The 12,044-nt window shown below is 72.5% G+C and carries 10 protein-coding genes; 5 read left to right on the forward strand and 5 right to left on the reverse strand.

Going from position 1 to position 12,044, the window contains the following annotated elements; all coding sequences use genetic code 11:
* Window positions 1–30 precede the first annotated feature (30 nt).
* From ABD644_RS05675 to tkt, 3 genes are read right to left on the reverse strand one after another with little or no spacing between them, the layout of a single operon-like run.
* Entirely contained in the window at window positions 31–1,632 is a 1,602-nt protein-coding gene (locus tag ABD644_RS05675) for a glucose-6-phosphate isomerase (RefSeq protein WP_344687671.1), read from the reverse strand.
* Entirely contained in the window at window positions 1,629–2,729 is a 1,101-nt protein-coding gene (gene tal / locus ABD644_RS05680) for a transaldolase (protein ID WP_344687672.1), read from the reverse strand. The genes ABD644_RS05675 and tal overlap by 4 nt, the downstream gene beginning before the upstream one ends.
* Before the next feature lie 42 nt (window positions 2,730–2,771).
* Window positions 2,772–4,985, reverse strand: a complete 2,214-nt coding sequence (tkt, locus tag ABD644_RS05685) for a transketolase (RefSeq protein WP_344687674.1) — start codon at window positions 4,983–4,985, stop codon at window positions 2,772–2,774.
* 243 nt (window positions 4,986–5,228) lie between these two features.
* Between tkt and ABD644_RS05690 the strand changes: the two genes are divergently transcribed.
* Window positions 5,229–6,161: a heme o synthase gene (locus ABD644_RS05690; protein ID WP_344687675.1), complete on the forward strand. Its 933-nt coding sequence runs from the start codon at window positions 5,229–5,231 to the stop codon at window positions 6,159–6,161.
* A 103-nt stretch (window positions 6,162–6,264) separates the two neighbouring features.
* Here the strand turns inward: ABD644_RS05690 and ABD644_RS05695 are convergent, their stop codons facing one another.
* The gene (locus tag ABD644_RS05695) at window positions 6,265–7,194 is read right to left on the reverse strand and encodes a COX15/CtaA family protein (protein WP_344687676.1); all 930 of its coding nucleotides are present in this window, start codon (window positions 7,192–7,194) and stop codon (window positions 6,265–6,267) included.
* Between the two features lie 59 nt (window positions 7,195–7,253).
* A complete protein-coding gene (locus ABD644_RS05700; protein WP_344687677.1) occupies window positions 7,254–7,985 on the reverse strand; it encodes a DUF2510 domain-containing protein in 732 nt (243 codons plus the stop codon).
* A gap of 224 nt (window positions 7,986–8,209) precedes the next feature.
* On the opposite strand from ABD644_RS05700, the gene ABD644_RS05705 reads away from it, so the two are divergent.
* Genes ABD644_RS05705 through ABD644_RS05720 form a run of 4 tightly spaced genes read left to right on the forward strand, consistent with a single transcriptional unit; the run spans window position 8,210 to window position 12,040 of the window.
* Window positions 8,210–9,052 (forward strand): helix-turn-helix transcriptional regulator, encoded by an 843-nt coding sequence (locus ABD644_RS05705; protein ID WP_344687678.1) that lies wholly within the window; start codon window positions 8,210–8,212, stop codon window positions 9,050–9,052.
* Complete coding sequence (sufB, locus tag ABD644_RS05710; RefSeq protein ID WP_344687679.1) at window positions 9,049–10,488, forward strand: Fe-S cluster assembly protein SufB; 1,440 nt, start codon at window positions 9,049–9,051, stop codon at window positions 10,486–10,488. The genes ABD644_RS05705 and sufB overlap by 4 nt, the downstream gene beginning before the upstream one ends.
* Complete coding sequence (sufD, locus tag ABD644_RS05715; RefSeq protein ID WP_344687680.1) at window positions 10,488–11,690, forward strand: Fe-S cluster assembly protein SufD; 1,203 nt, start codon at window positions 10,488–10,490, stop codon at window positions 11,688–11,690. The genes sufB and sufD overlap by 1 nt, the downstream gene beginning before the upstream one ends.
* The gene (locus ABD644_RS05720; protein WP_344687681.1) at window positions 11,687–12,040 is read left to right on the forward strand and encodes a non-heme iron oxygenase ferredoxin subunit; all 354 of its coding nucleotides are present in this window, start codon (window positions 11,687–11,689) and stop codon (window positions 12,038–12,040) included. The genes sufD and ABD644_RS05720 overlap by 4 nt, the downstream gene beginning before the upstream one ends.
* Window positions 12,041–12,044 lie beyond the last annotated feature (4 nt).

Raw genomic sequence — 12,044 nt, forward strand, 5'->3', positions numbered from 1 at the left:
CGAGGTCGGAGCGGGCGGTGGATCGGGCCCTCAGGCCAGCACGTCCCGGAGCTGCGCCAGACCGGCGGCGCGGTCGGTGAGGTGCAGGTGCAGGAGGGGCCGGCCGCGGTCGGCCAGCGCCTTGCGGTCGCCGGCCGCCTGGGCGGCCTGCAGGGTCGCGAAGTCGAAGTCCCTGTCGGGCACCGGGAGATCCTGGTCGACGACGCCCGTGACCTGCAGGAACGCGCCGACCTGCGGGCCGCCCTTGTGGTACTGGCCGGTCGAGTGCAGGAACCGCGGGCCCCAGCCGAAGGTGACCGCGTGCTCCGTGCGGCGGGCCAGCAGCGCCCGCAGCTCACCGGCGGCGGCGTCCTGCTCCCGGTCCAGGTAGGCCATCACGGCGAGGTAGCCGCGCGGCGGGATCGCCGACAGCAGCGCGTCCAGGGCGAGCACGACCCCGTCGTGCGCGCTCAGGTCGACCCCGTCGAGGGCGCCGCCGCTGCCGCGGATCTCGATCGCGCCGATCTTCGCCGCCGGCGGATCCACCGGCAGCCCCTCGCCCAGGATCCGGTTGGTGTTGTCCTTGCTCTCGGTGACGTTGGGCTGGTCGAACGGGTTGATCCCGAGCACGCGCCCGGCCACCGCGGTGGCGTACTCCCAGCCGAGGAACTGCGCACCGAGCGGGCCGGTGACCCCGAGCGACGGCTGCCGCGCCGGGGCGCCGTCCCCGACGACCGCCAGCAGCACGTCGTCGGCCTGCGCGCCGGGTGCGTCGGCGGACTCGAGGACGACGGGGAGGATGCCGCGGCCCTCCTTGCCCGTGGACTCGGCGATCAGCTGCTCGGCCCAGTCGCCGAAGCCCTGGATCGGGGAGCCCGAACCGTCGGCGAGGGCCAGCTTGTCGCGCCCCGCCCGGAACGCCCCGCCGAGCGCGATCCCCAGCTCCAGGGCCGGGTTGCCGGGCTCGGCCAGCCGGGCGGCCAGCTCCTCGGCCTCGTCGAGCAGCGCGCCGACGTCGACCCCGGCCAGGGCCGAGGGCACCAGGCCGAACGCCGACAGGGCGCTGTACCGGCCACCGACGTTCGGGTCGGCCAGGAACACCGCCCGCGCACCCATGGCCGCCGCCGTCTCCGAGAGCGGGGACCCGGGATCGGTGACGACGACGAAGCGCGCGCCGATCTCCTTCTCGTCGAGCCCGGCCGCGGCGAAGGCCGAGATGAAGGCCCGTCGCTGGCTGTCGGTCTCGACCGTGCCCCCGGACTTGGAGCTGACGACGACGACGGTGCGGTCCAGATCGGCCATCGCGGCCGAGACCTGGCCCGGGTCGGTGGTGTCGAGGACGACCAGGGGGACCCCCGCCGTCCGGCAGATCACCTCCGGCGCCAGCGACGAGCCGCCCATGCCGCAGAGCACGACGCGGTCCAGCCCCTCGGCGGCGAGCTCGGCCCTCAGGTCGGCCAGCCGGGCCACCACCTCGCGCGAGGTGGCCGGCAGGTCGAGCCAGCCCAGCCGGATCGCGGCCTCGCTCTCCGCCTCGGGGCCCCAGAGCGTGGCGTCCTTGGCGACCAGCCGCGCGGCGACGTCGTCGGCGGCCAGCTGGCTGCGCAGCTGATCGGGGACGTCGAGGCCGTTGGCGTCGACCGCGAAGCTCATGCCTTCTTCTCCAGCTCGCTGCGCACGCTGTCGGTGAGCTCGGTCCAGGAGTCGACGAACTTGGTGACGCCCTCCTCCTCGAGCACCCGGAACACGTCGTCGAGGTCGATGCCGGCGTCGCGCAGCGCCTGCATGTGCGCCGCGGCGTCCTCGTAGCTCTTCTCGATCGGGAGCCCCGGGGCGCCGTGGTCGGCGTAGGCCATCATCGTCTTCTCGGGCATCGTGTTGACCGTTCCCGGCGCGATGAGCTCGCTGATGTACATCGTGTCGGAGTACTCGGGGTTCTTCACGCCGGTCGAGGCCCACAGGGGGCGCTGCGGCCGGGCACCCCGCACCTCCAGCGCGCGCCAGCGGTCGGAGGCGACGACCTCCTCGTAGGCCTGGTAGGCCAGCTGGGCGTTGGCGATACCGGCCTTGCCCTTGAGCGAGGGGTCGGCGCCCAGCGCGTCCAGTCGCTTGTCGATCTCGGTGTCGACGCGGGAGACGAAGAACGACGCCACCGACTCGATGCCGTCGAAGCCCGCGCCGGTGTCGATGCACTGCTCCAGCCCGCTCATGTACGCGTCCATGACCGCCCGGTACCGCTCGGGGCTGAAGATCAGGGTCACGTTGACGCTGATGCCGCGGCCGATGGTCGTGGTGATGGCCGGGAGGCCGGCCTCGGTGGCGGGGATCTTGATGAACAGGTTGGGCCGGTTCACCAGCCACCACAGGTGCGCGGCCTCGGCGGCGGTCGCGTCGGTGTCGTGCGCCAGGTGCGGGTCGACCTCCAGCGAGACGCGCCCGTCGGTGCCGGTGCGCGCGGCCACCGGTGCGAGCAGGTCGCAGGCGTCGCGGACGTCGGACGCGGTGATCGTGCGCAGGGCCTCCTCGACACTGACCCGGCGCACCGCCAGTGCGTGCACCTGGTCGTCGTAGGAGTCCGAGCCGCTGATCGCCGCGGCGAAGATCGTCGGGTTGGTGGTGACGCCGACGACCGAGTGCTCGTCGACCAGCGACTGCAGGTTGCCGCTGCGGATGCGGTCGCGGGAGAGGTCGTCGAGCCAGACGGCGACCCCTGCGGCGGAGAGCTCGGCCAGCTTCTCGTTCTGTGCCATGACGGTGCCTTTCGGGCTGGAGGGTGTCGGTACGTCTGTCTGCTAGCGGTCGCCGGTGGCCTGTTCCAGTCCGCCGGCGGAGGCCTCGGGTCCGATCGGCGCGCTCGGCTGCGCGCCTGCCGCCTGGATGCTCTCCCGTGCCGCGGCGACGACGGCGTCGGCGGTGAGCCCGAACTCCTCGTAGAGCACGGTGTACGCGGCGCTCGCCCCGTAGTGGTTCAGGCCCACGATGCGCCCGGCGTCGCCGACGAAGTCGCGCCAGCCCATCGGCACGGCCGCCTCGACGCTCACCCGGGCGCGCACCGCGGGCGGCAGCACCTGCTCGCGGTAGGCGCGGTCCTGGTCGGCGAACCACTCGACGCAGGGCAGCGACACCACGCGGGTGGGGATGCCATCGGCCTCGAGCGCCTCGCGCGCGGCGACGGCGATCTGCACCTCGGAGCCGGTGCCCATCAGGATCACCTCGGGGCTGCCGGACGACGCCTCGGCGAGCACGTAGCCGCCGCGGGCGACGCCCTCGGCGGAGGCCATGGTGTCGCGGTCGAAGACCGGCAGGTTCTGGCGGGACAGGATGATCCCGGCCGGCCGGTCGTTGTTCTCGAGGATCGTGCGCCAGGCGACGGCGACCTCGTTGGCGTCGGCGGGCCGGACGACGTCGAGGCCCGGGATCGCGCGCAACGCGGCCAGGTGCTCGATCGGCTGGTGGGTCGGGCCGTCCTCGCCCAGGCCGATCGAGTCGTGCGTCCAGACGTAGGTGACCGGCAGCTGCATGAGCGCGGCCAGCCGCACCGCACCGCGCATGTAGTCGGAGAACGTCAGGAACGTGCCGCCGTAGACCCGGGTGCCCCCGTGCAGCGCGATGCCGTTCATGACCGCGCCCATGGCGTGCTCGCGGACGCCGAAGTGCAGCGTGCGCCCGTAGGGGCCGCCGGTCCACATCTTCGTCTGGCGGTCGGCGGGCAGGAACGAGGGCTCGCCCTTGACCGCGGTGTTGTTGCTCTCCGCGAGGTCGGCCGACCCGCCCCACAGCTCGGGGAGCGCCGGGTACAGCGCGGCCAGCACCTCGCCGGAGGCCTTGCGGGTGGCGACGCCCTTGGGGTCGGCCGGCCAGCTGGGCAGCTTCTCGGCCCAGCCGTCGGGGAGGGTACGGGTCCGCATGCGCTCGAGCAGCGCGGCGCCGTCGGGGTTGCCCTGCGTCCAGGCGTCGAAGCCCTTCTGCCACTCGGCGTGGGCCTCCTGGCCGCGGGCGACGACCTTGCGGGCGTGCTCGATGACCTCGGGCGCCACCTCGAAGGTCTGCGCCGGGTCCAGGCCGAGGACGCCCTTGGTGGCCGCGACCTCGTCGTCGCCGAGCGCGGACCCGTGGGCGGCGCCGGTGTTCTGCTTGTTCGGCGCCGGCCAGCCGATGATCGTGCGCAGCACGACGATCGAGGGGCGGCCGGTCTCGGCCTTGGCGGCCGCCAGCGCCGCGTCGACCGCGGCGAGGTCCTCGCCGTCGTCGACGTGCTGCACGTGCCAGCCGTAGGCCTCGTAGCGCTTGCCGACGTCCTCGGTGAACGCGACGTTCGTGTCGTCCTCGATGGAGATCTTGTTGTCGTCGTAGACGAGGACCAGGTTGCCCAGCTGCTGGGTGCCGGCCAGCGAAGAGGCCTCGCCGCTGACGCCCTCCTCCAGGTCGCCGTCGGAGGCGAACACCCAGATCGTGTGGTCGAACGGGCTCTCGCCCTCAGGGCTGTCGGGGTCGAGCATGCCGCGCTCGCGGCGGGCGGCCATGGCCATGCCGACGGCGTTGCCGACGCCCTGCCCCAGCGGGCCGGTCGTCGTCTCGACGCCGGGCGTGTGGTTGACCTCGGGGTGGCCCGGGGTCTTCGACCCCCAGGTACGCAGGGCCTTCAGGTCGTCGAGCTCCATGCCGTAGCCGGAGAGGTACAGCTGCACGTAGAGGGTCAGGCTCGAGTGGCCCATCGAGAGCACGAACCGGTCGCGGCCGACCCAGTTCGGGTCGCTGGGGTCGTGGCGGAGCCACTTCTGGAACAGCAGGTAGGCCGTCGGGGCCATGCTCATCGCCGTTCCGGGGTGGCCGTTGCCGACCTTCTGGACGGCGTCCATGGCCAGGACGCGGGCCGTGTCGATCGCGCGGCGGTCCAGGTCGCCGAACCCGTCCGGCAGGGTCGGCCGCGGCTGGGCCGGGCTGCCGGTGGGGGCGTCGGAGGCGGCCTCGGCGGGGGCCTCGGGCCCGGTGCTCTGCGTTCCCATGTGGTCGGTGCTCCCTCGAGTTGTGCCGTGCATTGCAGCCGAACGACCGCCCGCGTTCTGCGCAGCATCCAGCGGGAACAACCCTAGTCATCCGGGCCTGTGCCGTCCCCATGAGCGTTCCTCGCGCGGGCTACAGTGGGGCGTCCCGTCCCCGGTTCGAAAGAGGCCCGTGCTGTCCAGGTGCCCGGCGGGATCCGGCTGCTCCCGCGACGCGTCCGAGGCCCCGGTGCACGAGGTCCTCCGATGACGGCGCTCTCCGCCCGGCCGACCCCCGCGCCCACCCGCCGGCCCGGCCGTGTCCGCACCAAGGTCGGGGCGTACGTCGCGCTGACCAAGCCCCGCATCATCGAGCTGCTGCTGGTCACCACCGTGCCGGCGATGATGCTGGCCGCCGAGGGCTGGCCCTCGTGGCGGCTGCTGGCCGCGACGCTGGTCGGCGGCACCCTCGCGGCCGGGGCGGCCAACGTCTTCAACTGCTACTACGACCGCGACATCGACCGCCTGATGCACCGGACGCAGCGCCGGCCGCTGCCGATGGGCCTGGTGAGCCCGCGCGAGGCGCTGACCTTCGGGATCGTGCTGTCGGTCACGTCGATCGCCCTCCTCGCCGCGACGACGACGCTGCTGGCCGCCGCCCTCGCGGCGGGCGCGATCTTCTACTACGCCGTCCTCTACACGGTCGTGGCCAAGCGGCACACCCGGCGCAGCACCGAGCTGGGCGGGGTGCCGGGAGCGGCGCCGGTGCTGATCGGCTGGGCCGCGGTCACCGGGTCGCTCGACTGGCCCGCGGTCGTCTTCTTCGCCGTCGTCTTCTGCTGGCAGATGCCGCACTTCTGGGCGCTGGCGATGCGCTTCCGCGAGGACTACGCGCGGGCCGGCGTCCCGATGCTGCCCGTCGTCGCCCCGGCGCTGTCGGTGGGCCGGCAGACCGTCGTCTGGACGTGGGTGACCGTCGCGGTCTCGCTGACCCTGTGGCCGCTGTCGGTGGAGCAGGGGATCGCCTGGATCTACACGGTGTCGGCGGCCGTCCTCGGCGCGTGGTTCGTGCTGGAGGCGCACAAGCTGCTGCGCCGCATCGCGCGCGGCGAGAACACCCGGCCGATGCAGCTGTTCCACATCTCGATCTCGTACCTGGCGCTGCTGTCGGTCGCGATCATCGTCGACGTCTTCATCTGAGGCGTGTGCGCTACCGCGTGTGCGCCGTCCGCGCACGAGAGCCGCCGCGCAGTCGCCGAGGCCGCCCTGTAGCGCGGCTCTCGCAGCTGTCCGGCGGCTCAGCTCAGCGGGTGGCGGTGACCTGCGAGGCCGGGGTGTCCAGCGGGAGCTCGCTCGCCGGGCCGTGGACGGCCCACACCAGCCGCGCGGTGTACGCGGTGATCAGGACGGCGCCGGCCATGTGCACGAGCACCAGGACGATCGGCAGGTCGGTGAAGTACTGCACGAACCCGACGACCCCCTGGGCGAGCTGCACGACCAGCAGGTCCCGGGCGGCCCGGCGCAGGCGGCCGGGGGAGTCGACGGCGTGGAGGGCGACCAGCAGCGCCACCGTGAGACCGACGAGAAGGAAGACCACGTCGGCGTGCAGCTGGCTCACCGACGCGGGGTCGAAGTCCATGCGGTCGGCGGCGTTCCGGTCGCCGCTGTGCGGTCCGGCGCCGGTGACGACGGTCCCGAGCACCAGGACGACCGCGGTCACGGCGGCGATGCCGTGGATCAGCAGCTCGAGCGGCCGGCGGAGCAGCGGCTGCCCGACCCCCGGCTCGCGGGAGCGCAGCCACAGCGTCGTGGCGACCGCGACCAGCACCATGGAGACGAGGAAGTGGGCGGCGACCGTCCACGGGTTCAGCTCGGTGAGCACGGTGATCCCGCCGAGCAGGGCCTGCGCGGGGATGCCGAGGAAGCTCACGACCGCCAGCGTCCGCAGGTCGCGGCGGGCGGAGCGCCATACGACGACGACGATCGCGATGGCGGCCGCGGTGAGGACGAACGTGAGCAGCCGGTTGCCGAACTCGATGGCGCCGTGTCCGGCCAGCTCCGGGGTCGCCACGAAGCTGTCGTCGGTGCACCGCGGCCAGGTCGGGCAGCCCAGCCCCGAGCCGGTCAGCCGAACGAGCCCCCCGGTGACGACGATGACGCCGTTGGCGACCGCGTTGGCCAGGGCGACGCGGGAGACGGCGGCGGGGGAGAAGGCGGTGGGCAGGACCGGCACGCCCCGATGCTAGGTGGTGGGACGACGGCGCCCGGCCCGGTCCCGCTCGCGCGAGCCGGTCACACAGGCTGGATCGTGATGCTGGTCAGGTGGGCGTTCTGCAGGTCGTCCGGGCTGTTGTACCAGGTGTCCAGGCCGAATCCGACGTCGTAGCCGTCCAGCCGGTAGTGCGCGGTGATGTCGATCGCACCGAACCCGCCCTCCAGCTCGACGGGCTCCCCGAGCCGGGCCACGACGTCGGGGTAACCGTCCGACCAGGCCACGCCACCGGGCAGCGCGCCGGTGTACTCGGCCATCGAGTTCTCCTGGAACGGGTAGAGGATCACGCGGGTCGCGGTCAGCGACGTGTCGAAGGCGATCTCGAACCCCAGCGACGGACATTCGAGGTTGCCCATCGCGTCGAGGTTGCTGCCGCACTGCTCGTCGAGCTGCCGGACGGCGTCACTCGACGAGTCCTGCCCGATCAGCGAGAGCAGGTAGTCGGTGGTGGGCGGGTCCTGCTGCCCGAAGTCCGTCGGGAAGACCTCCGGGGGCTCGGCCGGGCTGCCGCCCAGCGCCACGATCAGGCCGACCGCCAGCGCCAGGACGAGGAGCGCGACGCCGCCCACGACCGCCCACGGCGACCAGCGCCGCCGCGGCCTCGGACCCTGGGGTGCCCACGAGCCCGGCCCGGCCAGGGGCTGGAACTGGCCGGTCCAGCTGGTGCCGTCCCACCAGCGCTGCCCCGGCGCGCCCCCGGGATCGGGGTACCAGCCCGCCGGCGCCCGGAAGCCCTCGGTCATCTGGGTCATCGCGTTGCTCCCGGGCCTCGTCGTCGTCCTTCCCCCACGGTGCGGCCGAGCACGGACGGTCACCAGGGGCCAACGGGGGGCGATGCGGCGGGCCCTTCGTCACGGAACCGACCCCGGTGGTTGCGCGATCGTGGAGAGCCGACCGACCCCGGTGGTTGCGCGATCGTGGAGAGCCGACCGACCCCGGTGGTTGCGCGATCGTGGAAATAGGTCACACTTGTGTTGTGGAAAGCGCTGCGGTCTCGTCGCACCGCGTCCCGGCGACCGCCGAGGACGGGCGCACGCGCGACCGCGTCAGCGGGCTGCTGCTCGAGCACGGGCCGCAGACGGCCGCCGAGCTCGCCGCTCTCCTGGGCATCTCGCCCGCCGCCGTCCGCCGGCACCTCGACGCGTTGCTGGCCACCGGCCGGGTCGAGGAGCGGCTCACGCGGGACGCGCATCGTGGTCGCGGGCGCCCGGCGCGCCGGTTCCACCTGACCGACGCCGGCCGCTCGACCTTCCCGCACGCCTACGACGACCTGGCGCTGACCGCGCTCCGCTACGTCGCCGCATCGGGCGGCCCCGACGCCGTGCGCGCCGTCGCCGAGCTGCAGCTCGCCGGGCTGGAGGAGCGCTGCTCCACCGCCGTCGAGCACGCGACCCACGACGCCCACGGGGCGCCGGTCGACCGGGCACAGGTGCTCGCCGCGGCCCTCACGGCCGAGGGCTACGCTGCCACGGCCTCGGCGATCTCCAGCGGGGGGCAGCTCTGCCAGCACCACTGCCCGGTGGCGCACGTGGCCGCGGAGTTCCCCCAGCTGTGCGAGGCCGAGACCGCGGTGATCGGCCGGCTCGTGGGCACGCACGTGCAGCGGCTGGCCACGATCGCCCACGGTGACGGCATCTGCACCACCCACATTCCTGGCCCGCAACCACTCCGCACAGGGAACAGATCGACCCCCGCAGGCCCTGTACCAGGTGAGCGAGCAGCGCACCGGTCCGTGATCGGATCGCGCACCGCACCGTCCACCACCAGCACGTCCACGAGCAGCACGCCCACGAACGCCCGGGAGAGGACGCCCGCATGACCACGACGCAGCCGGTGACCAGCACGCCGCTGACGCAGGACGAGCAGATCGACCAGCTCGGCCGTTACCAGTACGGCTGGGCGGACGCCGACGTCGCCGGCGCCTCGGCCAAGCGCGGACTGAGCGAGGACGTCGTCCGTGACATCTCGGCGCGCAAGAACGAGCCCGAGTGGATGCTCGAGCGTCGTCTCAAGGCGCTGAAGATCTTCGGCAAGAAGCCCATGCCCGACTGGGGGTCGGACCTCTCCGGCATCGACTTCCAGAACATCAAGTACTTCGTGAAGTCGACCGAGGCGCAGGCCGCGTCGTGGGAGGAGCTCCCCGAGGAGATCCGCAACACCTACGACCGGCTCGGCATCCCCGAGGCGGAGAAGCAGCGCCTGGTCTCCGGTGTCGCGGCCCAGTACGAGTCCGAGGTCGTCTACCACAAGATCCGTGAGGACCTCGAGGAGCAGGGCGTCCTCTTCCTCGACACCGACACGGCCCTGCGCGAGCACGAGGACATCTTCAAGGAGTACTTCGGCTCGGTCATCCCGTCCGGCGACAACAAGTTCGCCGCGCTGAACACCGCCGTCTGGTCGGGCGGCTCGTTCATCTACGTGCCGCCGGGCGTGCACGTCGAGATCCCGCTGCAGGCCTACTTCCGGATCAACACCGAGAACATGGGCCAGTTCGAGCGCACGCTCATGATCATCGACGAGGGCGCCTACGTGCACTACGTCGAGGGCTGCACCGCGCCGATCTACAAGAGCGACTCGCTGCACTCCGCCGTCGTCGAGATCATCGTCAAGAAGAACGCGCGCTGCCGGTACACGACCATCCAGAACTGGTCGAACAACGTCTACAACCTGGTCACCAAGCGGGCCGTGGCCCACGAGGGCGCGACCATGGAGTGGGTCGACGGCAACATCGGCTCCAAGGTGACGATGAAGTACCCGGCCGTGTGGATGACCGGCGAGCACGCCAAGGGCGAGGTGCTCTCCATCGCCTTCGCCGGCGAGGGCCAGCACCAGGACGCCGGCGCCAAGATGGTGCACGCCGCGCCGCACACCTCCTCGAACATCATCAGCAAGTCGGTGGCCCGGGGTGGTGGGCGCACGTCCTACCGCGGCCTGGTCCAGATCGACGAGGGCGCCTACGGCTCGAAGTCGACGGTGAAGTGCGACGCGCTGCTCGTCGACACGATCAGCCGGTCCGACACCTACCCCTACGTCGACGTCCGCGAGGACGACGTCGCCATGGGCCACGAGGCCACGGTCTCGCGGGTCAGCGAGGACCAGCTCTTCTACCTGATGAGCCGTGGCATGTCCGAGGACGAGGCCATGGCGATGGTGGTGCGCGGGTTCGTCGAGCCGATCGCCCGCGAGCTGCCGATGGAGTACGCCCTCGAGCTCAACCGGCTCATCGAACTGCAGATGGAAGGTGCCGTCGGCTGATGTCGGCCAGTACACAGATCCAGGACCTGCCCCCGGGCGCCCATGCGCACGGCGGCCCGGCCCCGACCGGCTCGCCGGCGGAGCGCTTCACCTCGCTCGACCCGGAGGCCTTCGGCGTGCCCACCGGGCGCGAGGAGACCTGGCGCTTCACGCCCATGCGGAAGATCCGTCCGCTGCTGAACGGCGAGTCGTCGGACGCCCACCTCACCTGGACGACCGACCTGCCCGACGGCGTCGAGCTGACCAGCGTCGAGGCCGACGACCCGCTGCTCAAGGGGCTGCCCGAGCCGGTCGACCGGCTGGCCGCGCTCACCCGGCAGCGCAGCGGCGGCGCCGCCGTCGTCCGTGTGCCCGCGGAGGCGCAGCTGGACCGGCCGGTCACGCTCGGCCTGGCCGGCACCGGTTCGGACGACGTGGTGTGGGGCCAGCTCGTCGTCGAGGTCGGCGCGTTCGCGAAGGCGACCGTCGTGCTCGACCACTCGGGGCTCGGGAAGTACTCCGGCGGCGTGGCCGTGCTCGTCGGCGACGGCGCACAGGTCACGCTCGTCTCGGTGCAGGACTGGGCGGCGGGCGCGATCCACGGCGGCCAGTACGACGCCGTCGTCGGCCGGGACGCCACCTTCAAGCAGGTCGTGGTCACCCTCGGCGGCGACCTCGTCCGGCTGGTCAGCAACGTGCAGTACGCCGGCCCCGGCGGCTCGGCCGACCTGTACGGCGTCTACTTCGCCGACGAGACCCAGCACCTCGAGCACCGGCTCTGGGTCGACCACGCCGTCCCCAACTGCCGCAGCAACGTGCTCTACAAGGGCGCGCTGCAGGGCGAGGACGCGCACACGGTCTGGATCGGCGACGTCCGCATCCGGCCGGAGGCGACCGGCACCGACACCTACGAGCTCAACCGCAACCTGGTGCTCACCGACGGCGCCCGCGCCGACTCGGTGCCCAACCTGGAGATCGAGACCGGCGAGATCGTCGGCGCCGGCCACGCCAGCGCCACCGGGCGGTTCGACGACGAGCAGCTGTTCTACCTCTGTTCGCGGGGCATCGACGCCGAGACCGCCCGCCGGCTCGTCGTCCGCGGCTTCTTCGCCGACGTCGTCCAGCACGTCGGGATCCCGGAGCTCCAGGACCGGCTGATGGGCACGATCGAGGCCCGCCTCGGCGCCCTTCCGGGTCTGGAGGAGCAGGAGGTCCCCGCGTGAGCTTCGAGCGGGTCTGCGCGCTGTCCGACGTGAAGGAGCCCGGCGCGCTTCGGGTCGAGCTCGACGACATCGACATCGCCGTCGTCCGCTTCGAGGGGCAGATCTACGCCGTCGAGGACGTCTGCTCGCACGCCGAGGTCGCCCTCTCCGAGGGCGAGGTCGAGGAGTTCAAGGGCGCCCCGACGATCGAGTGCTGGCTGCACGGGTCGTGCTTCGACCTGCGCACCGGCGAGCCCACCAACCTTCCGGCCACCGAGCCGGTGTCCGTCTACCCGGTCCGGGTGGAGGGGGATGACGTCTTCGTCGACACCGAAGAAGACGGCGCCCTCCCGCTCGCGGCCAGCAACTGAGGAG

This window comes from Blastococcus jejuensis, from assembly GCF_039534705.1.
Lineage (GTDB): Bacteria > Actinomycetota > Actinomycetes > Mycobacteriales > Geodermatophilaceae > Blastococcus_B > Blastococcus_B jejuensis.

Excerpts from the sequence above, each read along its gene's own strand:
- ABD644_RS05700 (WP_344687677.1), bottom strand. The coding sequence starts at position 7,985 with ATGACCCAGATGACCGAGGGCTTCCGGGCGCCGGCGGGCTGGTACCCC.
- sufD (WP_344687680.1), top strand. The coding sequence starts at position 10,488 with ATGTCGGCCAGTACACAGATCCAGGACCTGCCCCCGGGCGCCCATGCG.
- tkt (WP_344687674.1), bottom strand. The coding sequence starts at position 4,985 with ATGGGAACGCAGAGCACCGGGCCCGAGGCCCCCGCCGAGGCCGCCTCC.
- tal (WP_344687672.1), bottom strand. The coding sequence starts at position 2,729 with ATGGCACAGAACGAGAAGCTGGCCGAGCTCTCCGCCGCAGGGGTCGCC.
- sufB (WP_344687679.1), top strand. The coding sequence starts at position 9,049 with ATGACCACGACGCAGCCGGTGACCAGCACGCCGCTGACGCAGGACGAG.
- ABD644_RS05675 (WP_344687671.1), bottom strand. The coding sequence starts at position 1,632 with ATGAGCTTCGCGGTCGACGCCAACGGCCTCGACGTCCCCGATCAGCTG.
- ABD644_RS05690 (WP_344687675.1), top strand. The coding sequence starts at position 5,229 with ATGACGGCGCTCTCCGCCCGGCCGACCCCCGCGCCCACCCGCCGGCCC.